Source organism: Desulfurococcaceae archaeon MEX13E-LK6-19 (assembly GCA_029637525.1).
GTDB lineage: Archaea > Thermoproteota > Thermoprotei_A > Sulfolobales > Desulfurococcaceae > MEX13ELK6-19.
On sequence record CP072660.1, the window covers coordinates 1,382,740 to 1,406,721 of the forward strand.

26 protein-coding genes are annotated in these 23,982 nt (G+C 43.1%); 21 read left to right on the plus strand and 5 right to left on the minus strand.

Features of this window, described 5'->3' with window-relative positions:
* Positions 1 to 3 precede the first annotated feature (3 nt).
* Positions 4 to 921, minus strand: coding sequence for an alpha/beta fold hydrolase (locus J4526_07280; GenBank protein WFO74864.1), 918 nt, complete (start codon positions 919 to 921; stop codon positions 4 to 6).
* Between the two features lie 82 nt (positions 922 to 1,003).
* Between J4526_07280 and J4526_07285 the strand changes: the two genes are divergently transcribed.
* A complete protein-coding gene (locus tag J4526_07285; protein ID WFO74865.1) occupies positions 1,004 to 1,720 on the plus strand; it encodes a glycerophosphodiester phosphodiesterase in 717 nt (238 codons plus the stop codon).
* Between the two features lie 132 nt (positions 1,721 to 1,852).
* A complete protein-coding gene (locus J4526_07290; protein ID WFO74866.1) occupies positions 1,853 to 3,187 on the plus strand; it encodes an MATE family efflux transporter in 1,335 nt (444 codons plus the stop codon).
* A 53-nt stretch (positions 3,188 to 3,240) separates the two neighbouring features.
* Here J4526_07290 and J4526_07295 read toward each other — a convergent pair whose 3' ends face one another.
* Complete coding sequence (locus J4526_07295; protein ID WFO74867.1) at positions 3,241 to 3,804, minus strand: HDIG domain-containing protein; 564 nt, start codon at positions 3,802 to 3,804, stop codon at positions 3,241 to 3,243.
* Positions 3,805 to 3,826: 22 nt separating this feature from the next.
* The gene (locus tag J4526_07300; protein ID WFO74868.1) at positions 3,827 to 4,627 is read right to left on the minus strand and encodes a GNAT family N-acetyltransferase; all 801 of its coding nucleotides are present in this window, start codon (positions 4,625 to 4,627) and stop codon (positions 3,827 to 3,829) included.
* Positions 4,628 to 4,840: 213 nt separating this feature from the next.
* Between J4526_07300 and J4526_07305 the strand changes: the two genes are divergently transcribed.
* The 12 genes from J4526_07305 (at position 4,841) to J4526_07360 (ending at position 15,690) form a co-directional block, all read left to right on the plus strand.
* The gene (locus J4526_07305) at positions 4,841 to 5,449 is read left to right on the plus strand and encodes a hypothetical protein (protein WFO74869.1); all 609 of its coding nucleotides are present in this window, start codon (positions 4,841 to 4,843) and stop codon (positions 5,447 to 5,449) included.
* Positions 5,450 to 5,573: 124 nt separating this feature from the next.
* A complete protein-coding gene (locus J4526_07310; GenBank protein ID WFO74870.1) occupies positions 5,574 to 7,193 on the plus strand; it encodes an ABC transporter substrate-binding protein in 1,620 nt (539 codons plus the stop codon).
* A gap of 6 nt (positions 7,194 to 7,199) precedes the next feature.
* Complete coding sequence (locus J4526_07315) at positions 7,200 to 8,228, plus strand: ABC transporter permease (protein WFO74871.1); 1,029 nt, start codon at positions 7,200 to 7,202, stop codon at positions 8,226 to 8,228.
* Positions 8,225 to 9,133 carry an ABC transporter permease gene (locus J4526_07320; protein ID WFO74872.1) on the plus strand — a complete coding sequence of 303 codons (909 nt, stop codon included), beginning with the start codon at positions 8,225 to 8,227 and terminating at the stop codon, positions 9,131 to 9,133. The genes J4526_07315 and J4526_07320 overlap by 4 nt, the downstream gene beginning before the upstream one ends.
* Complete coding sequence (locus tag J4526_07325; GenBank protein WFO74873.1) at positions 9,124 to 10,086, plus strand: ABC transporter ATP-binding protein; 963 nt, start codon at positions 9,124 to 9,126, stop codon at positions 10,084 to 10,086. Before J4526_07320 ends, J4526_07325 begins: the two co-directional genes overlap by 10 nt.
* Positions 10,083 to 10,868 carry an ABC transporter ATP-binding protein gene (locus J4526_07330; protein WFO74874.1) on the plus strand — a complete coding sequence of 262 codons (786 nt, stop codon included), beginning with the start codon at positions 10,083 to 10,085 and terminating at the stop codon, positions 10,866 to 10,868. Before J4526_07325 ends, J4526_07330 begins: the two co-directional genes overlap by 4 nt.
* 151 nt (positions 10,869 to 11,019) lie before the next feature.
* Positions 11,020 to 11,253 carry a hypothetical protein gene (locus tag J4526_07335; GenBank protein ID WFO74875.1) on the plus strand — a complete coding sequence of 78 codons (234 nt, stop codon included), beginning with the start codon at positions 11,020 to 11,022 and terminating at the stop codon, positions 11,251 to 11,253.
* Positions 11,254 to 11,262: 9 nt separating this feature from the next.
* A complete protein-coding gene (locus tag J4526_07340; GenBank protein WFO74876.1) occupies positions 11,263 to 11,556 on the plus strand; it encodes a DUF5320 domain-containing protein in 294 nt (97 codons plus the stop codon).
* Between the two features lie 164 nt (positions 11,557 to 11,720).
* Positions 11,721 to 12,587, plus strand: a complete 867-nt coding sequence (locus tag J4526_07345; GenBank protein ID WFO74877.1) for a 4Fe-4S binding protein — start codon at positions 11,721 to 11,723, stop codon at positions 12,585 to 12,587.
* Positions 12,588 to 12,782: 195 nt separating this feature from the next.
* Complete coding sequence (locus J4526_07350) at positions 12,783 to 13,028, plus strand: hypothetical protein (protein ID WFO74878.1); 246 nt, start codon at positions 12,783 to 12,785, stop codon at positions 13,026 to 13,028.
* A 141-nt stretch (positions 13,029 to 13,169) separates the two neighbouring features.
* Positions 13,170 to 14,537, plus strand: a complete 1,368-nt coding sequence (locus tag J4526_07355; GenBank protein WFO74879.1) for a hypothetical protein — start codon at positions 13,170 to 13,172, stop codon at positions 14,535 to 14,537.
* A 139-nt stretch (positions 14,538 to 14,676) separates the two neighbouring features.
* Positions 14,677 to 15,690, plus strand: coding sequence for an MBL fold metallo-hydrolase (locus tag J4526_07360; protein WFO74880.1), 1,014 nt, complete (start codon positions 14,677 to 14,679; stop codon positions 15,688 to 15,690).
* 52 nt (positions 15,691 to 15,742) lie between these two features.
* Here J4526_07360 and J4526_07365 read toward each other — a convergent pair whose 3' ends face one another.
* Positions 15,743 to 16,888 carry a hypothetical protein gene (locus tag J4526_07365; GenBank protein WFO74881.1) on the minus strand — a complete coding sequence of 382 codons (1,146 nt, stop codon included), beginning with the start codon at positions 16,886 to 16,888 and terminating at the stop codon, positions 15,743 to 15,745.
* A gap of 207 nt (positions 16,889 to 17,095) precedes the next feature.
* Between J4526_07365 and J4526_07370 the strand changes: the two genes are divergently transcribed.
* From J4526_07370 to J4526_07395, 6 genes are all read left to right on the plus strand, one after another.
* On the plus strand, positions 17,096 to 17,509 hold the full coding sequence (locus J4526_07370; protein ID WFO74882.1) for a hypothetical protein: 414 nt from the start codon (positions 17,096 to 17,098) through the stop codon (positions 17,507 to 17,509).
* Between the two features lie 219 nt (positions 17,510 to 17,728).
* Complete coding sequence (locus tag J4526_07375; GenBank protein WFO74883.1) at positions 17,729 to 18,514, plus strand: class I SAM-dependent methyltransferase; 786 nt, start codon at positions 17,729 to 17,731, stop codon at positions 18,512 to 18,514.
* A 189-nt stretch (positions 18,515 to 18,703) separates the two neighbouring features.
* Positions 18,704 to 19,465, plus strand: coding sequence for a nucleoside phosphorylase (locus J4526_07380; protein ID WFO74884.1), 762 nt, complete (start codon positions 18,704 to 18,706; stop codon positions 19,463 to 19,465).
* Between the two features lie 89 nt (positions 19,466 to 19,554).
* Complete coding sequence (locus tag J4526_07385; protein ID WFO74885.1) at positions 19,555 to 20,448, plus strand: CPBP family intramembrane metalloprotease; 894 nt, start codon at positions 19,555 to 19,557, stop codon at positions 20,446 to 20,448.
* A gap of 141 nt (positions 20,449 to 20,589) precedes the next feature.
* A complete protein-coding gene (locus J4526_07390; protein ID WFO74886.1) occupies positions 20,590 to 20,862 on the plus strand; it encodes a hypothetical protein in 273 nt (90 codons plus the stop codon).
* Positions 20,834 to 21,289, plus strand: coding sequence for a type II toxin-antitoxin system VapC family toxin (locus tag J4526_07395; protein ID WFO74887.1), 456 nt, complete (start codon positions 20,834 to 20,836; stop codon positions 21,287 to 21,289). The genes J4526_07390 and J4526_07395 overlap by 29 nt, the downstream gene beginning before the upstream one ends.
* Positions 21,290 to 21,323: 34 nt before the next feature.
* Here the strand turns inward: J4526_07395 and J4526_07400 are convergent, their stop codons facing one another.
* Positions 21,324 to 21,803, minus strand: a complete 480-nt coding sequence (locus J4526_07400) for a hypothetical protein (protein WFO74888.1) — start codon at positions 21,801 to 21,803, stop codon at positions 21,324 to 21,326.
* Positions 21,804 to 21,988: 185 nt separating this feature from the next.
* On the opposite strand from J4526_07400, the gene J4526_07405 reads away from it, so the two are divergent.
* On the plus strand, positions 21,989 to 23,926 hold the full coding sequence (locus J4526_07405; GenBank protein WFO74889.1) for a right-handed parallel beta-helix repeat-containing protein: 1,938 nt from the start codon (positions 21,989 to 21,991) through the stop codon (positions 23,924 to 23,926).
* The last annotated feature ends 56 nt before the right edge of the window (positions 23,927 to 23,982 follow it).

Consider the following 23,982-nt stretch of genomic DNA (forward strand, 5'->3'; position numbering starts at 1 on the left):
ACTTTAGAGCCACCTCTTGAAGAAGCCAACGACTTTTTCTTCGTACTCCTTCGGGTAATCCTTTATTGCCGCGACATGCCCTGTATCAACAACCCATAGTTCAACGTTTTCGTTATGTTCTCTGAGTTTCTTGTAGAACTCTTCGATCTCATGTAGTGCAACTAGATCGTCTTTCCTGCCGGCTATAATGAATACTGGCTGCTTAATCTTGTCGGCGTAATTAAGGATTACCAAGTCTTTTACATTTATGTTTGCTTTCTTGGAAGTATATTTTACTATCAGCGAGTACACCGAAAGCAATAAGTTCCTTAGTGGAGGCTTTAGCCTCTTGATCCACCGGCGTCCAGAAGTGATGATATTAATATAGGGGCTATCGGCGACAACAGCTTTGACTCTACTGTCTTTGGAGGCAAGCATTAGTGATACTGCTCCACCCATAGAGTACCCTATAACACCAATGCTCTTGGCTAGCTCGGGTTTGTTTTCCTGAAGCCAGTCAATAATCTTTCTTACATCATCTACTTCTCTGTATCCTAGCGTAGTGATCTCTCCTTCGCTTGCACCATGTGCTCTAAAATCGAATGCTACTACATTGAAGTTGTTCCTAGCCAAGATCTCTATGACAGGCTTTATGTAGTCTTCATCCCATTTACTTGACGTATAGCCGTGGAGTACTATCACTGTCTTATCGCTGCCGCGTGGAATAATCCATCCCTTGAGCTTCACCCCATCATCTGTAGTCACTTCAGCGTCTTCATAGTTGAAACCGAGGTCGCTTGGCTTCCAGTCGAGCACTTTCCTCGGAGGTCTCACTAACTTGTTGGCAGCTGCTTTCGCTAGCCCTACTAGTAGTAGCGCTATTAGAATGACTAGAGCTGTCAAAGAGACTACTAAGTAGATGAGAATAGTTTGGTCGATCAAGAGGGACACCTAGATACATTATTTACATGATGGAAAATTTTAAGTTTAACCACCTAGATAGGAGCCTACCATGGTGTAGTATATGGCTTCTCTTGTACTGGGACATAGAGGCTACCCCATGAAGTATCCTGAGAACACTATTGCCTCGTTTCTTGCTGCAGTACTATACGGGGCTGATGGTGTTGAGCTTGACGTATGGCTTTCAAGTGATGGCGTCCCTGTTGTAATCCATGATAGAAGTACTGGTAGGGTTGCTGGAGTAGATGTTGATGTCAAGAAGACTAGTGTCGGAGAGCTTAAGAAACTCCATCTAGGTCTTGGACAGACTATTCCTTCTCTCGAAGAAGTCTTTAGGGCATTGCCATATGATACTCTTGTTGCCATCGAGATAAAAGATGTTGATGCTGTTGAGCCTGTGTACGAGTTGGTTAAGAAGTATAACTTGTTTGATAGAGTTTTTATCATAAGTTTTATCGAGGAAGCGCTAAAGAGAATGCGCAGTCTTGACCCAAAGATTAAACTTGGCTTAAACATTGATAGTCTAGAGAAAGCACAGAGAGCTATTGAGCTAGCACGTGAACTCAATCTCTACAGTATAAACCCACCTATCCAAGGCATAGAAGTTGTTGGCGTGAACGTCTTCAAGAACTACTTGAAGACCGTGAAGAGTATTGGCTGTAGAGTAATGCTGTGGACAGTCAATGACCCCAAGGTGCTCGCCGACCTAACTGAACTATACGATGTCGTGATAACAGACAACGTGGAGACTCTAGTAAAGACTATAAGGTCTATTGAATAATTGCAAATACAAGCAAACGTATAAGGCTACTCTAGAAATCTTTTAACAACCACCATTACTGTATCTTTTGTTTAATACCAACTATTTATAGAGGCTATTACCTTATCCTATATCTCTTGTAGAGTGGAGCCTATGGGTGATAGGAGTCTAACTAGAGAGGTACTGAAGATCTCGTGGCCAATGCTGATAAGCGAGCTCAGCGAGAGCTTGTACTCTATAGCCGACACTTATTTTGTATCCAGCCTTGGAACCACTGCTTTAGCCGCTGTTGGTGTTGGCAGCTACTTGTCGTGGCTTTTCTTCGTCGTGGTTGCATTGTTCTCGACTGGAGTCATAGTCTACGTCTCCCAGAGCTATGGTGCAGGCGAATTGTCTAAAGCAAGGCGTGCTCTAGGCGAAGCCATAGTCTATGGTGTTTTAACTACATCACTTGTAGCTATAGTAGTACACTATAATTCATCGTGGCTTGTGAGCCTCATAGCCGGGCCTAATCCGGGAGTTGTCGCTGTTGGAGCCAGTTATCTTGCTACGAGAATCCTTGGGCTCCCAGTTCTCGTGGCAGCAGTATCAATGGATTCATCTCTCAGGGCAATTGGTGCTACGAAGTATTCCATGGTGGTTGTTCTCAGCAGCACGTTCTTGAACATAGTGCTTGACCCGTTGTTCATATTCGGGCTCTATGGGTTTCCTCGAATGGGTGTTGTTGGTGCCGCTGTGGCTACTGTAATATCCATAGTCTACATGGTCCCACTGGAACTGTTCTTCCTCAAGAAAACAGGTATTCCCCCGGCAATAACAGTCAATATACGCTTCTTAAGAGAGGGTTTCATCTATAGGATTGTGAGGATAGGTGCTCCAACGGCTCTCGAGAGAGCTGTTTTCGCGATCGGTAACAACGCGTACATAGCTTTCATAGCTAGATGCGGTGAAGTAGCGCTTGCCGCTCACCAGATCGGTATTCGTATTGAGAGCTTCATCTACATGCCTGGCTTCGCTTTCTCGGTAGCAGCCTCAGCTCTTGTTGGGCAACGGATAGGAGCTGGTAACATAGATGAAGCCAAGAGGATCGGGTGGGAAGCAGCAAGGATAGCAACAATAATCATGGCCGTACTAGGGGTGTTTCTCGCAGCAACATCGTATTACCTCGTGCTGCCATTCTCCCCTACAGCAGATGTGGCTCAACTAGCATCCATATACCTTATACTAGCTGGTTTAAGCGAGCCGGGACTAGCACTGGTAATGACGCTAAGTGGTGGTATACGTGGCGGTGGAAACACCTTGGTGCCAATGATGTTGAACGTGACCGGGCTTTATCTCTTCCGTGTACTGCCTGCAGCATTCCTAGTAAACATCTATGGAGCGGTAGGTGCGTGGACAGCAATGTTCATCGATGTGTATCTCCGCGGCATAATCTTCCTGATCGTGTACCGGAGGTTCTTCAGGAGACTCGTCAAAAGAGTAGTGTAGGTCTATATTGGATGATTGAATAAAGAAAAGTTGTTCCATTACTTCCTGTAACGCTATAGCCCTAATTCTCCTGCTATTTCTTTTAGTGCATTTAGCCCTATTTCCATGAATTCGTCGAGGCTTATGCCTAGTTCTTCTATCTCCTTGATCCTGTTTCTATCTATGTTTTTGGCGAAGTCTTTTGACCTGTATTTCTTCTTGAGTGACTTGAGTTTTATCTCCTCGATCTTCTTATGTGGCATTACTAGTGCTGTAGCTATTATGAGTCCGGACAAGTGGTCTGCTGCACGTAGTGCGTGAACTATCTTTTCTACGCCTGGTATTGTTGGCTTGAACCCGTTGTGCTCATTGTGTGCTGCAATAGCCTCGATGGCTTCTCTCGGCAGTATCCCCTCAAGGATCTTCATTGCCTCGAGTCCATGCCGTTTGAGATCCCTGTTAACTATATCGTAGTCTATATCGTGGAGAAGCCCTATTAGACCCCATAGCTCCTCGTTCTCGCCAAGCCGCCTCGCTACAGCCCTCATTATAGCCTCGACGGCCAGGCAATGCTTTACCATTTTCTCGTCACGTAGATTCTTCTTGAGTAGGTCAAGAGCTTCACTCCTGCTAATCAATACGTATACCCCCTCCTGGTTCTCAACTAGATTCTATGAAAATCCATGGCTTCTTCATTACCTTCCTATAGCCTATTCTTGTATAAACTCTTATCGCGGGCTCGTTGTTCTCCGCAACATGGAGTAAGGCCTTGGCGCCGGATACTATGGCGTCTCTTGTCATAGCCGATGTGACTATTTTCGCGTAGCCGTGTCCACGGTATTCTGGATGAGTATAAACATCGCCTATAATCCAGACCTCGTTTGTTCTCAAGTAGCAGCAAGCTATGGAAACAAGTTTGGTGTCGACAAATACTCCATAGTATCTTGTCCTAGATAGTAATGCTTGAGCACTGGTGTAATCAATAATTCTGCCCTGGATTTTCTTGAGCTCCACAAACTCTCTAACATGGTGCTTATTCTCTGGATCGAGCTTGACAGCTTTCTCTGGATGATAAGGCGTGAATTCTTTCTCTGAGACAAGCATATCAAGATAGTACATTGTCTTGAAAACAATATTCTTTGACTCAAGGAGTTTCTCTACTAGGTCTAGATTCTCTCTATTGTATACATGGATAATTGTGTTCTTTTCAAAGGGTATGAACTCCACTAGATTACTGACGTTTCCCCATAAATGAACGCCATTAACATTTGGCCCATGCCAGACAAGCACGTACCCATTGATCCTGTTATTATCAATGCTGAAGTATACATCCGTGTTATCAATCTCGTAGATAAGGTCGTATAGAAGATAGACATGTTCCAATGGGTTTCTCGAGTAGAGTTCCATAATGTTTCGCCACAAGTTGTAATCAAGGTCGTATAGACGCCTACGTGCACTCATACAATGATGCCCTTCAACCACTTTGTGTTGCAGAGAGTAGGGGGTTCTCTTCATCAAGCTTAATAAGTAGGTCTGCTATATTTTTGTTTAACAGTGTCTCTATGGTATCTCTTTGGTTTTATGTACTTTTCATACATATACTTCATACATTACTATTTTATTAGGTAAGGATAATACTTAACTTAGTAAGTTTAAGTGGGGATGTAGGACATATTGAAAAGTATAATTCCTTCGTTAATGATTATGGCTATTTTATTAACTATGAGTATGGCTTATGCTATATGGCTTGATACTCTCAAGGTTAATGTCTATGTTACTGTAGCTTCTGGAAACCCTCATATAGGCTCTTATAGGGTGTTCAAATGCTGTGAACATTGCTGCTGTTGTTGCATTAAGTGTAAGGGGCTTGAAGACAACCAAATGATGTTGAGTAATGATAGTAGTATCTTATTGCTAATGAATATTGAGTGTTGTAAACACTGCCTCCTACCCAAGGAGGATACTTTGCTATGGGTTGGACTTGTAATGGAGCATAATGGCACTTTACCAACGAAGATCTATGGTGTAGATGTTGATGTAAATGGTAGCTATGATAGTGTTGAAGTTGAAATGTATGCCTATGGGCCCTATAGTGATGGTGTAGGATTACATGAATGGGGTCACGTGGACCCCGATGACCTGCCTTATCCAGGCTATAATACGTCAGTAGTTATCGTAGGGAACGAGAAGGCTATACTATGGATAAAAATAGTGATCAAGGGGTGTAATGGGCTGGTAAACATATCCGTGAAACCTCTGGCAAAGCCATGGAATACAGGTTAAGTATAATGACTACCCCCCACAACCATAGATAAGCCTATAGGAGAGTAATAAACCCCCTATCACAGGGTTCTACGATACCCTTAAATTACCCAGGTAGTCCCCCCTTTCCCAGAGGTGCGTGTTTATGCGTAAACCAGTGGCCATAATACTCATAATAGTAGTCCTTGTGACAGGAATGCTGTCTTACTACTGGGTATATCAGTCTGCTAGAGAGCGTCCTCGTATAGCGATCTATGCTTACGTCGACCCTATAACAGGTATTGATCCATCACTAGAGTTTGATACAGGTCTTGTCGTGCTTGGTGTCGTGTATGAGCCACTACTATACTATAACCCGGAGACAGGAGAGCTTATACCAGCATTAGCCGAGTCATGGGAGTCGAGCAAGAACAATACTGTGTGGACTTTCCATCTACGCCACGACGCTAAATTCCATGATGGTACTCCTGTCACAGCCTATGCTGTTAAATTCAGTATAGAGCGTGCTCTGAAGGCGTACTTGGAGGAGGGGGAAGGCCCTGGGTATATCTGGGAGGGTGTCAAGGAGATCAGGGTTCTCGATAACTATACTGTCCAGTTCATACTCGAGAGGCCCATGAGACTCGACTTGATTGCTGCAGCTAGTTATGGAGCCTACATCTATAGCCCGAAAGTGCTCGAGGAAGCTGGTGTAAGTGATCCACTCGACCCGGCTTTGAGAAACTGGTTTGACCAGGGACATGAAGCCGGGAGCGGGCCCTACATGATCGAATACTATAATCCGGAGAGCGAGATTAGACTGAAGAAATTCAAGGATTGGTGGGGCTGGAAAGTAGTCAACAACCCCTATGCGCCAGACGTAGTAGTGATCAAGATAATAACTGATGATACAAGCCAGCTCAACGGCCTCAAGTCTGGTGCTATAGATATAGCCGCTGGCGTCCCCCTAGGAGAGATCCATAACCTGATCAAGGAAGGATTTAAAGTAAAGAACCAGACCACGTACCACAACTATGTCTTGATGTTCAATACCAGAAGATACCCGACAAACATAACGGAGTTCAGATTAGCGGTAGCACACTCCATACCATGGGATCGTGTTGTAGAGAAGGCTTTGAAGGGCTTCGGTGTACCCGGAAGCGGCATCATACCCCATGGGTTCCCTGGTCATGTAGACAACCTCACGTATACCTACAACAAGACTCTCGCCAGGGAGTTGCTTGAGAAAGCAGGGCTCTACGGTAAGCACTTGAAGATAGAGATCATGATAACTAGTGACTATGAGAACGAGCAGGTTTTCGCAGAGATACTCAAGGGTGAACTAGCCGAGCTGGGTATTGAGGTCGAGATAATACCTGCACCATGGGATACTATTGTCGAGATCGGTCCGAAGGTCTGGGAGAACCCCGACGAGGTTCCACACCTTATTATAAACGACTGGTGGCCCACCATACCCTCTCCCTACGACTACCTCTACAACCTACTACACAGTGATGTGAAGGAGTGGAACTGGGTTGGATACAAGAACCCTGTGTTCGAGAAGCTTATAGATGAGGCATGGGAGATCGAGGGCGTTGACTACGATGGGGCTCTACAGCTTTACACTCAGGCACAAGTAATCGTGTACAATGAAGCCGTGGCTATTAACCTGTGGGATGACGTACAACCCTATGTCTACAACCCAAGAATAGTATTGCCCGATGAAGCGTTGAACCCACTGTACATGTACGTGATCTTCTTCCAGTACGTCCAGGTTAAAGGGTAGTAAGAAGTGCCTGTGAGCCTCCACTACATATCCAAGCGTGTGGCATGGAGCGTCTTGGTAATAATAGGTGTTATTGTCTTTTCTTACCTCATAATACTCGCCGCCCCCGGTGATCCAGCCCGGATATGGGCTGGTAATCCTCGTGGAGAAAAAGCTAGTGAAGCCATTGAGAATGCTCGTAGAGAGCTCGGGCTAGACCAGCCTCTCCCGATCCAGGTTGTAAAATATGTCCTCCAGGTACTGAGCGGTAACATGGGCATCTCGATAGAGTACAAGGTTCCTGTAACCGAGATCATATGGAGAGGACTTACTGCCACACTCGAGCTACTGTTCATGGCCTACCTTATAGGCGTGAGCCTCGGCGTGATCCTGGGTGTTGAGTCAGCACTCAGAAGAGGCTCCAAGTTCGATGAAGCAGTACAGTCTCTCGCGATAATACTCGCGAATGCCCCCAGTTTCTGGCTCGGCATAGCCCTCATAGTAGTGTTGGCTCAGACAATAGGCTTCACTGGCTATGGGAGAGTAGACCAGTACCTAGCGATCTCAACGGGTTTCCATCCGATCACGGGCTTCTACCTGCTTGACTCACTACTGCAGGGAAATCTAGACGTGTTCTTCGACGTACTATTGAGGCTCATACCGCCAGCTCTCGTTGTCTCGACATACCCATTCGGCCTAGGGATCAGGATTACACGTGCTCTTGTAGCAGAGAATCTCGGTGAAGACTATGTACGTGCTGCTGTGGCATGGGGTGTTAGAAAGAGAACTGTGATATGGAGATATGCTTTCCGTGGAGCAATACCTAGTCTCACTCAAGTCCTTGGTCTCGCCTTCGCGTATAGCCTCATAGATGCTATGATAGTCGAGGTTGTTTTCGGTAGAGAAGGACTAGGCACCATAGCCTACAGCGTGATCGGTAAGAGCGACTACACTCTAGTAACAGGCCTGATGGTGACAGTGACCATATTCTATATCATAGTCAACACTCTAGCCGATATACTCCAGGCAATCATCGACCCAAGGGTGAGGCTATGAGCGGGAGAAGAACTCTTGGAGAACACGCTCACGCCATAAAGAAGCTGTTGGCCAGAGCTTGGAGGAAGAGAATAGGGTTCCGTATAGGATTGGTACTAGCAACGATAATAACATTCATGGCCGTCTTCGGTCCATGGATAGCCCCTTACCCTGAGGAAGGATGGGGTATAGCGAAGCCTGAAACACAGCTCCGTGGTCCACAGCCGCCGAGTATTGAGCACCCGTTTGGAACTGATATTCTCGGCAGGGACTTGTTGTCTCGTATACTCATAGGAGCAGGGTATGCCCTGCTACAGATAACACTGGTTGTCAGCATCAGTCTGGTTATAGGCTTTGTTGTCGGCGTGACTGCAGCCTACTATCGTGGCGTGATAGAGAAGATCCTGAACTACTTCACCGAGGTATTTATGGCCTTCCCGGCAATAATAATCGCGCTTGCCCTCAACACTCTCGTTGGCAGAGGACTATACGTTGTCATAGCGAGTCTCGTCATAACATGGTGGTCTTGGTACGCGAGAATAGCGTACGTTCATGCACGTGGTATAAGAGAAATGGATTATGTTGTCTTAGCGGAGCTCGCTGGCGTCCCAAGCTGGAAAATAGTGTTGAGACACATCATGCCCAACACTTTTACACCAGTTTTCGTGCAAGCAATAACTGATAGTGGTAGCGTATTACTTGAAGCAGCAGCGATCAATTTCCTCGGGTTGGGCTTGCCTTCAGACTATCCTGACTGGGGTGTTCTCGTCCAGAACGGCTTTAGGTACATCTATAGTTATCCATGGATAAGCCTTATACCCGGAGCATTCATCTTATTGGCTGCTCTCGGGTTCAGTCTCCTAGGCGATTCTCTTAGAGAAGAACTCGACCCCAAGTTGCGTAGAAGGTGGAGGCTATGGTTCTAGCTGTTGAGACCAAGAAGCTCAGTATAGGGTACATGGATGAAGAAGAGAATGTACTATGGGTCGTCCATAATATCAACCTTGAGGTCAATAAAGGAGAGATCTATTGTATTGTCGGTGAAAGTGGTTGCGGTAAATCAACACTAGGCAACGCTATAGTAGGTATACTGCCTCCATACGCTGTAACAAGAGGTGTGATAAAGGTTCTCGGTAAGACAATTGTTGAAGACGATAAACACTACTACGAGGAGAGCCGTGGCAAGATAGTCACGCTTATACCACAGAACCCGGGGAAAGCACTAAACCCTTACATGACGATCGACGACCAGTTCTACCATGTGCTTAAAAGCACTAGGGGGCTGAACAAGAAGAAGTCTCTCGAAGAGGCTAGGAAGCTTTTGAAACTAGTTGGCCTTGATCCAGATAATGTGCTTGACAGCTACCCCCATGAGCTCAGCGGGGGTATGCAGCAGAGAGCAGCCATAGCCCTGGCCTTGGCGACGGGGGCACGTATAGTTGTTGCCGATGAGCCTACTTCGGCTCTCGATGCTCATCTACGTGTACAAATCCTTAACCTGCTTGATGAGCTCCAGGAGAAACTCAGGCTAACAGTTATCATGATAACTCATGACATGGTGTTGGCCTCTAAGATATGTGATCGTCTGGCCGTCATGTATGCTGGGAGAATTGTTGAGGAGGGTATTGAAGACGAGGTCTTCAAGAACCCGCTCCACCCCTACACCCAGATGTTGTCACGAGCCGTCCCAGTGCTTGGTGTGTGGAAGAAACTGGAGTCTTATCTTGGTGAACCACCGGAGCCAGGGCGTTATCCGCCGGGATGCCCATTCCATCCGAGATGCCCTTATGCACGTGATGTGTGCTGGGAGAAGGAGCCGCCTCTAGTCGAAGTACGTGGTAGAAGGATTTCTTGCTGGCTACATGGTGATAGACAGTGAAGTCTCCGGTGCTCATTCTAGACAAGGTTACGGCTGGATACCGTGTAGTCAAGGGATTCTGGAGCCTGTTGCCAAGGCAAAACCTTGTCTTGAATGATATAAGCTTCACTATAGAGCCCGGTGAGAGACTAGCTGTTATCGGTGAAAGCGGTGTAGGAAAGACTACGCTGATAAAAATAATCCTAGGGCTCCTCAAGCCCCTCAAGGGGCGTGTCGTGGTTCTAGGCCAGGACATCTACAGGATCGGTAGGAGGAAGAGGAAGATTATAACAAGACAAATAGGCTATGTACCACAGGACCCGGGGCGTTCGCTGAACCCACGGCTCAAAGTGAAAAAGATCCTAATGGAGCCTCTTGAGAGGAATGATGTTCCACGTGATGAAGCCTTGGAGAAAGTTAAGAAAGCTCTCCACCTAGTTCATCTCCACGAGTCTGTTCTCGACATGTATCCCGACCAGCTTAGTGGGGGTATGCAACAGAGGGTATTGATAGCACGGGCTCTAGTCCACGAGCCCAAGCTTGTGTTGCTAGACGAGCCGACGTCTGCTCTCGATGTCTCTATACAAGCACAGATAATCAATATCCTGATCGAGATACATAGTAGGCTGAAGCCAGCCATGCTTACTGTTACACATGACCTTCCTGTGGCACAGTATCTAGCCGATAAAGCAATAGTACTCTACCAGGGTAGAATAGTGGAACAAGGCTCGATCAAGGAAATTATTGAGAGCCCACAGCATCCATATACCAGGCTACTCATAGAATCATATAAATCAGCTTAACAGGAGTGTTCTACACTCTATTGTTCCGAAACATTAGGCTCTTCTTATAGCTCAGTGGTGTAGTAGGGTTTAGTGCAAAGGTTTATTTTGTGCTATAGCACATAATTAAGATAGACACTCAAGTATAGGATAGGAGGAGGTGAGAAAAGTAATGCCTTGGTGGCCTGGATGGGGATGGAGAGGTAGAGGATGGGGCTGGTGGAGCCCATGGCCTGGCAGAGGCCCATTCAGCTACCTACCGCCATGGCTGAGACCCGGCTGGCTATTCGGCAGAGGAGCATGCTGGTGGTTGTTCGGCTGGCCTGGCTGGTACTGGCGCTGGTACCTATGGAGAATATACGCCCCACTACCATACTACCCATACACTCCATACACATGGTACTAGGGTGAGAACATGGCTTACTGGTGGCATAAATACTGGCGCAACATCCCCAACCCATTCCAGCCTCCTACACAGCCACAGCAAGAACAACAGCAACCAAGCGAGCAGCAACAACCACCATATCCATACCCATATCCACCAATACCACCAATGATAGTATACTACCCACCACCTCCACCGCCAATCCCACCTACACCTGAGGACGAACTATCATTCCTTGAAGACTACAAGAAGTTCCTCGAGGAAGAACTAAAACGCGTTGAAGAGAGGATAAAGGAGCTCCGCGAACTAGTCAAGAAAGGCTAGCCTCCGTATTTTAAACCAAGATTTTTTCTTTTCTATTTTCTCACAGTATAAGTGTTTTCGAACTATATTCTCAAGGTCTTATTATTGAAGAATTATACTAGTTTTTAAATTCTTTCAAGTCTACAATATAGTTTTGTAACTCCATGAACTCTATGGTGTTCATGTTGGAGAGTACTATCCAGGGGGTATTAGTCTATACCCTCTTGTTTACATTACTACACATTATAGCCGACGGCCATGTTGCCAAGGAGTCTAAGATTCAGCGTGAACTCCATAAACTATATGCTCGTCTAGAACCATCTATACTAAGGCTCTTGGATAAAATGCTTAGATCAAAGTTTTTCACTGAAAACCGTGTGGGCAAGGCATTGCTCAAGGGTCTTGCTAAGATACTCTGGTTTCTACCCCATGGTGTCGTGATAGACTATAATACAGCGAAGAAGGTGATAGAATTCATCGGCAAGACCGGCAAAGGCCATATAGCTATTGGGCCCTGTGTATGCAAGAGAGCCCTCGGCGTCAACGAGGAGCCTATAATGACTGACATGACTATTCTCTATGGAGCAGAGATCTACAAGGAGATTAGTGATGAATACCGTGAGATCACACCGGAAGAAGCACTCAAGCTCCTCCGTGAATTCGAGAAACACGGGCTTGTCCATGAGATATATGCTTGTATGAGGAGTAGTAAATGGACATTCGTTATATGTAATTGTGACCGCCGATACTGTGTCCCAACAAGAGCATACTTGGTTACAGGAGAAGGAATCGCGCCAGGACCATACAAAGCTGTAGTCGACCCAGAGAAATGCCGTGGGATCAATGACTGTGGTGAGTGTATTAAGATCTGTAGTTTCAACGCGATCGAGGAGAGAAACGGCAAGGCCTTCGTCAACGACAAGTGTATGGGCTGCGGCCTATGTATCAACAAGTGCCCCGAGAACGCTAGAACACTCGTCCCCAGACCAAACTATAGGATGCACCTAATCGACTGGATTAATAAAATAGAAGAACCCAAGTCTTCAACATAATTATTTTTTCCTCAATAACCAAGACCAAAACACTTAACCAAAAATGTTCATGGAATCCCCTGTAGAGAAACCTTAGCGCTTGGCGGGGTAAATGCTCCTTCGGGAATGTACTCTAACGCTGCTTGTATGAATAGTTCTCTCCATTTCTCTGGAGAACAACGTCATCTAGTACGTGTAAAACTCCTTTAAGTGTGGATGGCGTACTGGATACTACGTCATGCCCTGGTTCGAGAGCGACTTCGTGTTTTCATGTACTATACTAGTGCTACTACGAGTATAGTAATTGGGATGACAGGGATTTCTTCATATAAATCACCTTCCAGGAACATTGTGTTTATTCTCCTTAACCCCAACAGCTTTGATGTAGACACAATTATTCCTAGTGTACTACTGCAAACATACATGTATACTATTCTTTACGGTTATAGGGTAAGTAAATAAATTAGCTATTGGTTTGATCCTTATTGTAATATACATTATCTAGAACCACATTAATATCAAAAACTTATTAGTAACTACGTGATAGTTTATATGAAGAGCTTATGGAGACAACTATATCAAAACATAACGAGATGTACCAACATGTTTTATTCAACAGGTAGCGTAGAACTCGACGAGCTCATTGGGAGATTTGAGCCCGGCACCATGGTCCTCATTGAGGGGGCTCCTGGGGCCGGGAAAACCACTTTAGCGTTATCTATAGCACATAGCAATATTTTATTGAATAATTCTAGAGTACTATACATCGTATTTGGCGAGACACCATCAAAACTCAGTGTCATCGCCAAACGTATCGGGTTTAGTGATGTAGATGAGTTTGTGTCCAAGGGTATTCTCAAATTTAACAAGATCCCGTTTGTAAACGATGTTGAGCTGATCAACTATATCACGAAGATCCTTAGCGAGGCCATAAGCGAATACGATATCGTTATCATCGATAGTGTTACTCCGTTAACAAAGATTCTTAGCGGGTACCAAGCGAAAAGGACATGGGTCCAAATGGTCTATGACTTCATAAGTAAGTTTAGCAAAGGACTTGTCGTACTTGTTGCCGATAGCATGAACTCTGGTCATACTGACGAGGATCTAAAAATGTTGGAGTTTGTGTCAGATGTAGTTATTGACCTTGACTATAAGATCCATGAAACAGGTTTTCTAGAGAGAATACTGAAGATCAAGAAGTACCGTGGTAAGGCGTTAAGAGTTGTATCATTACCGTTTCTGATAACCAGTAAAGGTATTACGGTGCTTAGCTACATTAGGCAAGACTTTGTGAAAAAAGTATCATCGAGAAGGAAACCTATTGAATTGAATTGCTATTCTCTCGAGAAAATATTTGGTTCCCAAATAATTGAGCCGGGTACCCAGGTACTAATTATTGATAAAAGAAAGTGGGTTCATGGATCGCATTTCCTAAGATATTTCATGCAATTATTATCAGAGCTAATATCAAGAGGACTAAAGATCAAGGTAACGAGTTTTAATCCCGAGTTACTTCGTGAGTTCAAGAATATAATCATGGAATGCAAATACGTCAAAGACTGCGATAAAATACTTAATTTAATGAAAATACATGATATAGATCCACGTACTACACAATTACACTACTTTCTGGGAGAATCCTGTATACCAAGTCTTCTCAGCGGAGTAGATGTAGCTATAGTACTTGGTTCAGAGAGATTATTCCATATCTATGGATCCGACGCTATTAAAGGAGTAATCATAAACATGATCGAGTACTTAAGGAAGCTGGGAGTTACAACACTAAGATACATGAGGATAGATGACGAGAGGAACGTACCTCAATACTATGTAGAGTTCCATGACGTAGTAGTAGCCTTAGAGCCATTGAGTGATGGTGCTATAACAGTAAAACTATTGAAGAACGTGAAATCAAGAAGCCCTATTGCTATTCCTGATATAGAGTTTAAAGAGTGTTTGAAAACATGAGTCACTAAAGTATTCCTAAGTATTGTATTTATTTTGTGCCAAGGATTTAGAGCAAATAGGAAAAAGGGGGAATTAAAGGTATAGTAGGGGGTTTTGGGACAATAGTATTCAGTAGAATCTCCGGCCCCGGGAGGATGTATTGAATACATATCGTTTATGTCTACTTGTCTTGCTATTCACAGCTCCACTAATCACCTCGCTTTACGAAGCTCCTCTTTATCAACGAGAAACATTTCTTGTTAATGCTGGTTATGCTAATAATGTTAAGGTATATGTTGTATATGATAACAATCCCTATTTGAGCGGGCTTGCAGTTAGCTGGGGTCTCTCCCTATATATTGTTGTAGACGATCTTGTATTGTTGTTTGATACTGGAGGTAACGGCGATATATTGCTTGAGAACATGAGGAAACTCGGCTTGGACCCGAGTAGTATTGATGTCGTTGTACTATCTCATATTCATGGCGACCACGTTGGTGGTCTCTTTAAGCTGCTGGAAGTCAATCCGAATATAACAGTGTACCTGCCAGAGTCTTTCCCAGTTGATTTTAAGAACAGAATAGTATCTATGGGTGCAAGAATCGTTGAAGTCAAGGAGCCTACTGTGATCTCTAAGGGTGTTATGACTACCGGGGAGATATATGGTAACGGAGTCTATGAACAGGCACTAATTATAATCACACATAGTGGTACATTGGTGTTCACTGGCTGTGCTCACCCTGGAGTAGACAAGATCGTGTCTAGAGCCGCCGAACTTACTGGTACAAAAATACTTCTTGTTGGCGGGGGATTCCATTTAGCGGGGTCAAGTGAAGACAGGATCAAGAGTATAATAAACACTTTCAAGGAGTATGGTGTAGAATATGTTATGCCTATTCATTGTAGCGGTGATCTCGCGAGACAATTATTCAAAGAAGCATATGGTGATAAATGCATACTCGCTGGCGTAGGATACTCTTTCACGCTACAAGACCTCATAGAAACACCTATTGAATACACTACAACCACTACAAAAAGCATCTACACAGCATCAAACACCACCAAGCCCGGCTTAGGAACAACTGCCTTGGTTTCAGCATTCCTTGTATGGGCAATACTGTTTACAGTAGTATTGATAGTCATAATAATTGTTTACAAGAAAACCCATAGGTAATATTGACTACAAAAAGAACATAGTAAAGTGTTATAGAAGATTTCTGCCAATATTATCCTTTGATAAACTTTATTTTCTCGATAATACTATCCAGACTCGCCTCCATCACCAGCGTTATCTCGTCGTCTTTACCAGCTGTCAACAATATCTTGTTTCCAACTAGTTGTGCTCCACAGACAAATACTGTTGCTGGTCTTGCCCCAATGTAGTCGTTTACTCTAGGCGAGATTATTGGCTCTGGTGTCATGCCAAGTAGTTCTCCGTTACCATCCATTATTGCTACATAAGTGTAGTAGCCTCCAAAGTATGCTTCAACACTATGGAAGAACAACAGGTACTCATTGCTGGATATCTTGACTGTGCAGTTGCCACCTGTTTTACGCTCGCTATCCGTTGGCGTGAGCTCGGGGTATGTTCTGAGTTCTCTTGCCTCGACGATGTTTTTCTCTCTAGGCCCGATCATTATCGCTCCTACACTCATTTCCTCTATCCATGGCCTTGTAACCATGTACTCCTTGTTTAGGGGGAATGTATCTCGGTAGCTACGAATTATGTGTAGGCTTCCATCGGGGGTTCTGAATAGTACTGGCTCCATGTTATTCGGCATGCCATTGTTGCCTATATCTGACCTGAATGTGATCACGTAGGAGTCTGCCCCATGTACCTCCTTGTAGGTACTGTATGCTCTAACGTGGTATAACTCAGACATGTTGTCGGGGTCTACTCTAGGGTCTTCCACCCGCTCAGTGGACAATAGTGGGTAGAGTATAGGTTTTGCTTCTAGCTTCATGCTCCCATAGAGTTTGTCGAGACTTGTTTTAGCTAATCCAATGAATGTACGTGACCAAGGATTTGGTATAGGGTGCCCTCCCAAGGAGGAAAGCCTCATGTACAAATATACTGTATCTCCTTTAACAGCCATACCAGTATTAGCAGCTATACGCAATGGGATCTCTATGCCGCCAGGGCTTCTCACCAGTATATTCGACCCAATAATGTAGGCTCTAATCCCGAGTACCTCGTGTCCATCGGAAAGCTTTCTCTCAACTCTAGGTTTCTCCCTACGTGCCGCTACTATCTTTTCTCCAAGAAGTCTCTCCAAGTCTCTGTTCCAAAGAGACATTATTCCTATAACGTAGTCTCTGTACTTGCTGGTAGAAGAGGATCCCAAGTCGTAGACATAATCTTGGTGACTCAAACAACATTACCTCTGTTGGTGCTACAATTCCATGATCTGGCGTGCTGGTGTTATAAAGTTTGTATAATTGTCTGGGAAACTGATGTGCTTATACTCGGTAGCGTGAAGTAGCAATTCTTCTAAACCAAGAAAACCATGGAAATCCATGCTCCAAAGCTATTCTTTAATATTTCCATATTTAATGTTACATATAATGTGGTGACATTTATGAGTAGCCAGTTTACCTCCGAAAGACCCGGTGTAATAGCTGTTGCTGCAGTATTACTCATTATATATGGACTAATAATTGTTATCAGTGGAATCGCTACAGTATTCTTCTGGACATCAATAGCCGTGTCAGCACATTCCCATCACACAGAATATCATCTATACCCCTTAGGCATACTTGGTTTAATCGCGGTTGTATTCGGGGTCCTGAAGATAGTTAGCGGCTGGCTATTATGGAACATGAAGAGAAGCGGTGCCTTACTTGCAGTAATAGTTATGGCGTTCTATCTTGCACTATCATTCATACCCGTGACAGGTATATCGATAATTTGGCTAATTTCACTACTATTCAAAATAGTATTCACCATAATAATACTAGTATTGATAGTACAGGGATGGCAGTACCTAAAGTAACGAAAGCCCAGTGCCAAAATTACAATACTGCTTCATTGCCCGGAGGAGAACATAAATAGTTTTTATATAATTTCCACTAGAACATCTATTCCGCCACTATATAGCAATCTCATCAAAACGGTTACGTGTATTGGGTTATTTATACTTGTTTTACACTAATACTCTTTGAATACAATACTTTAACCAAGGTTATAACATACAACACTACTAGGTGGTTGGATGAACACTAGTACAGAGAACCTTGATAACGTAGCGCCGAGGGTTAGGGATTACGCCAAAAATATTGCCGGGGAACTTGGTGTAGAAGGATTCCTTATGCCATGTATTGAAGCCTATATCTTTAATAGCATTATGTTGGGTATAGTCTGGGATATACGTAAAGGCAAGGATATTAATGTCGACAAGCACGTCCAGAGGGTTAGGAAGCTACTGAGTGAAAAAGATAGAGCTAAGAGACTTGAGAGTGTCTGCAGGCTTTATATTGAATTACTTAGGAGGAATCCACGTGTTGTAGCTGATATAGGGTGTGGTCTGGGTTTGAATCTTGTTATTACCAAGAGCTACATTGGGCGTCCACTGCTCCTACTTGGCGTAGACAAGGACTTGTATTTCCTCAAGATACTCAAGAAGATACATAGGGATGTAGAGGCTATTCAGGCTGATGCATCAATGCTACCATTAAGAAACGGGTCTGTAGACATAGTGTTTACTACAGGTGTCATACACGAGCTCCCGAGTCTCAAAGCCATTAATGAGTTTAAACGAGTACTCAAGTCCAACGGGAACCTATTGATCGGAGATGTTGTTTTAAGACATGTACCCTCTGTGATACTAAACATCATAAGGTTCTTTAAGACCAAGCTAGGTATAGAACCAGAAACACCATACACATTAAAACAATTGTATTCAAAGATTAGACAGCTTGGAATGAGAATAGAAAACATCAACGTATTCTGGAGAAGCCGGGTTATAGGAAGCGTTGTTATAGTTGCTACAAGAAAATAAGCATTAGGCGAATAGGCATTAACCTCTCGCATGTATTAAGAGAATAAAAATCAATACCATTATGTTTAAGGTAAACACTAAATGAATTAATGCAGTGAAGAAAGTAATTAATGTTAGAACCAGGTATTAAGTGATGTAGAGAACCCTTAGACGAAATAATGTTGAGTTATTGAAGGAGGTTTTCAAATAATGATAACTCCTGGTCGTGGAGAACCTGTTATTGAGCCAAAGATGTTTGTTGAAATGGAGAAATTCCGTTCTCCATGTGAAAGATTTATTCTTGTATTCTGGGATAGACCTGTGGATATTGCTAAACAAGTATTGGAGGATTCTAGAGAAGTTAAATTGGCAATACCTTATAGGAAGAGTGTTAGAGGCAAATATAATGATGTTGATATTTGTGTTGCCAGTATATTCTTTGGTGCACCAGCTAGTGTTATGGCTTTGGAGTTATTGATTGCCGCGGGTGCGAGAAAGTTTCTTGTCTTCGGCGGCTGCGGGGCAATCCATCCTTCTGTAAAGATCTTCGATATCGTCATACCTACATGGGGTATCAGAGAGGAGGGTACAAGCTATCATTATTATCCACCAGATGTAGTGCCAAAGCCTAGTGAAAAAATTGTAGAAGTACTTCAGCGAGAACTTAGATGCACAGCTCGGTCCCTTGGCACCAGGCTTTATACGGGCGGTATATGGACTACTGACGCGATATTCAGAGAGACAAGAGACAAGATTGGGAAGTACAGTGAAATGAATGTTCTAGCCGTTGACATGGAGAGTACAGCGCTCATGTCCGTGGCAATGTATAGGGGTGTTGACCTGGGTATTGCTCTTGTAGTAACTGATGAGCTTTATGGAGATAAGTGGAGGATTTATCAAGACGATGATAAGGCTCAGAAAGTTGAAGAAGAAATAGTAAAGACTATGATCAAAGTTCTAGCGGAAATTTAGCGTTTTTATTGTGTCTAAAAGAGTATTAGAGGTAGCCTTAGGAGAATATTAGTAGAGACACGTAGTCCTCATTATACCGGTGGAAGACTTTGCTTATCGGTGGCAATGATATACTATTGTTTGTGTTGGCGAGTTTTTCTCTCGCAATAGTATGTGATGTTGTTTTCCATGTACTTGTTGCCAAGAGAAGAGAAGTTGACTTAGCTGATCCCTCTATGTCTGCTGCTCTTACTGTGTATGGTTTCTTGAGGATGTATGTGCCATTTACATCAGTAATGCTGCTCTATTATGTTTCAGGCTATGGAGTGGAGGGTTTCATTGACTTTGTTAAGAACCAAGTAGTCATGAGTAGACAAGCCTTGATCACTTTTTTATTTGCACCTTTCTACACCTATATGGCGCTGCTATTGTTTATCGCGTTAGGCTTATTGTTTAGAATAGTTGGCTTCGAGAAAACACGTAGTCTCTACAAGACTGGTGGTAAATTGAAGACGGTATTGTTCATAGTTGGCCTCGGGTATATTGCTAGTATAACGATAAATGCATTGTTTGCTTTCGGTGAGGAAATAGGGTGGAGATCATTCTTGTTCATGAAACTACTGGGGAAACTAGGTTTCTGGAATGCTGTCTTTGTGACTGGTGTAGTATGGGGTCTATGGCATGCCCCGATAGTGCTTATACTCAAGCCCAAGTCTCCCATTATAGGCAGGGTTAACCCATGGTATAGCGTGTTTTCTTATATTATATTATGTATAACACTATCGATCCCGGAGTCAATACTACTGCTTGAAACAAACAGTATACTACCGCCATCATCGCTCCATGGCTCGGTAAATGCTGTTTGGAGAGCGACCGAGCCGTTGACAAAGATGAGAGAAGAACGTAAGACAAGAGACCTTCTTAAAGCCTCGGTAATAGCTATAGCTTCATGGCTAGTATCCATAGTAGTTATGACTACAATACTAAAAATCATAGTACACTAGTAAATCTTGCCACAATACTATTCATTAATGTAAACATTATTGATTGTCTTTATGATCGTGTATAAGATATATTGAGCAGAGCATGCATAGCTGATAATTTACATACCGAATTCGGTATATTCTGTAGAGGAGGTAGTTAGGGTGGTTAAGGTTAAGACTAGTATTTATATTGACAAGGATTTATGGGAGAAATTTAAGAAGTATGCGTTAAGAAGAGGTATTGAAGTAAGCAGTCTTCTTGAAGACTTAATCAGGAATAATATTGTTGATGAATTATTAGACAAAACGTTGCAAGAGCTAGCGGGTAATGAGAACTATGAGATAGGCTTTGAGCCTGTTGAGCCTAAGAAGGGTACTGTAAGTGATCTCGTCAGGGTTATGAGGGATGAGCGAGCCAATAGTTTATCTCGATAGTAGTGCTGTTATCAATAGATACATTAAAGGACCAGGGAGTAGCACCGTTAGAGAGCTATACCTAAAAGCTTATGCTGGCGAGGCAACTCTATCATTTAATATATGGAACATAGGCGAAGTACTAGGAGTTCTCGATAAAGCTAGGAGTACTGGTAGGATCACTGACGAAGCATACCAGCTTGCAAGAAAGAGATTCTTACTTGAAACACGGAGGCTCATAAAATTAGGTCTTATGACAATAGTTCTATTGGACATAAGAATTCTGAGTGAAAGCTGGAGACTTGTAGAGAAACATCATATCTATGAGGCAGATGCAATACAGGTAGCTTCTGCTAAATATATTAATGCATCACATTTCTTGACAGGCGATAAGCAACTACATGAAATAGCTGTAAAAGAAGGTTTGAACAGCATATACTTAAGCTAGACGTTATCACGATCCCAGCATAGTTTACCGTAGTTTATAGTTTTTCTATAATAGACCTTATTCTGTAGAGGTCTTCTCTTTTTATCTCGAAGAAATGCCGTAGCCCAGTGTCATCAAGTACTACTAGTACGTCTTTCCGTGGACTCAAGTACAATGCCAGTATGTGTAGTGTTATTGAGAGACAGCATAGTATGAATATTATGAGAAATATCTGCATAAACATTGATGCTAAGGATATTGTGCTGGTGAACATTGAGAAGGCTATGATCGCGAGTATTACTAGTACACCTGCTGCTGGGAGCATGAGAATGTATCTTATTGCTTTGCCCGGTAGCTTCATTCTAGAAACACTCAATCCCCTAAACCTATACCTATAGGCACCACCTTCATATGTCTCGATAACCACTATACTATCCTCAACCCTTAGGTCACGAACAGTTCCCTCAGATTCAGGCGGGTACCAGTAATGACGACTTGTAAAAGGCGGTATAAACGGGGGTGGTGTACTAGACAATACTATGCACCTAATGTAATAACTGTACGAACCCTATATTTAATGTATTCTTAGCAAAAGAAGAGTGGAAATACCATGTTACAGTACATGCCATAACTATTGTATGCATATACTTGAATCATGCATTGTAACACTTATATATTTGTGTTGTACTATGGCTATAGATCAGAAGGTGAAATGTCCTAATGGGCCATAGATTAGTATTAGCCCTAATTATCGTATTCACTTTAACCATAATGTCATGTGGTTCATTAACACATATACTAGCCGTAGGGGCGGAAGTAACTAATACCAATACACAAGACAACATTATTCGTGTACCCCAAGACTATTCGACGATACAGGAGGCTATTGACGCTGCAACTCCAGGGACAATAATTGTGGTTAATGAAGGAATCTATTATGAGAGAGTACGTATAACAGGAAAACAGGACATAACAATCACAGGGAATGGAACAGTAATCATAGACGGGCAAAACACGAGAGACCTCGGAGTATACATAATAAACTCAACAAGCATAACAATAAAACATCTAGTAATACAAAACAACACAGGAAGTGGCATATTCACATGGGACTCACAGAACATTAGCATAGAAGACTCAATAATACAGAGTAACGGAAATGGCGTAGAGATATGGTATTCGCGGAACGTTAGTATCGTGGAGTGTACTGTACAGAATAATACTCAATATGGTTTAACTGTTGGCTACTCACATTATGTCACTATTGTTGATGTTGTTCTCTATAATGATGGTTTAAGAGTGTTAGACGATTATTTCTGGGATCTTGGTGCTACGTGGAGTACTCTCGTCGTCAAGAACACTAGTGTCAACGGCAAACCACTTGTCTACATAAAGAACATTGACCTAAGTGGTAAGCCACTAAATACCATGCACCCTACGGTCGGACAAATATTATTATACAATGTGAGTAATGCTGTGATAAGCAACTATAGTATATCAAACACAGATACAGGAATATGGCTATACAAGGTGTACAACATAACAATAACAAATATAACAATACATGATAATGCGGAGAACGGTATAAGAATAGATCTATCACAAAACATCAACATAATCAACGCAACACTAGAAAACAATATGCAAATCGGCACGATTATACAGTATTCGCGGAACATCAACATAAAATACTCAATAATGTGGTACAATAGCTATGGCGTAATTATAGATTTTTCGCGAAACATTAGTCTAGAAAATACGACGATACAAAACAACACAATGATCGGTGCACATATACTGCATTCACGAAACATCAACATAACGAGTACAGTAATACAAAACAATCAGCTCGGCATAAGGACAATGCAATTACAGAATATGAGTATAGTAGACTCTGTAGTTAAGGGTAATAACCGTGAAGACATACATATAGAGTACTCGAATAGCGTTGTCGTGTTCTTGTGCTGGATTGGCGATAGTGTCTATGTTTATGAGAGTGATGTTAGGTGGTTTAGCCCTACGGAACTCTATTACGTCTACAATAATGGGCTCTACCATGGTTTTCTAGGCAATTACTGGATAGACTATAATGGAACAGACTCCAACGGGGACGGTATAGGAGACCAGCCATACAACACAAGCTATGCTATAGACCCCTACCCACTAATCGCCCCGCCATCAAGCTACACAATAATTGATCCAGAGGAAGCACTACATCTGATAAACAATATAGTTGTCGATAACACCGCTCCAATAATAGAGATACTTAGTCCAGCCAACGGTACAATAGTCTATGAGGGGACACTAGAGATCAAATGGAGTATCGTGGAGCCAAACCTAGATAAGCTGATATTGTACATTGACGGAGAACCAATCAATGTAACTGGGTTAACAAGCTACTCATTAGATGCAGGAAAACTAGCTCCCGGACTCCATAACATAACATTGTATGCGGTAGACAAACTGGGGCACACCACTGCAACCACAATAGTTATACAAAAACAAGCACCAACAACCACAACAACTACTACGAGTACAACACCCAGAGAAACCGAGACAACCACGACACCCTCGAAGCTATCACCGCAAACAATAGCGCTAGCTATGATATCAATAGCGCTCATAATAGCCATAATACTGGTTCTAAGAAGAAGATAACAATCACAACATTCTTTTCCCTTATAGCACTTTTTAACAAAAACAACCCCCACATT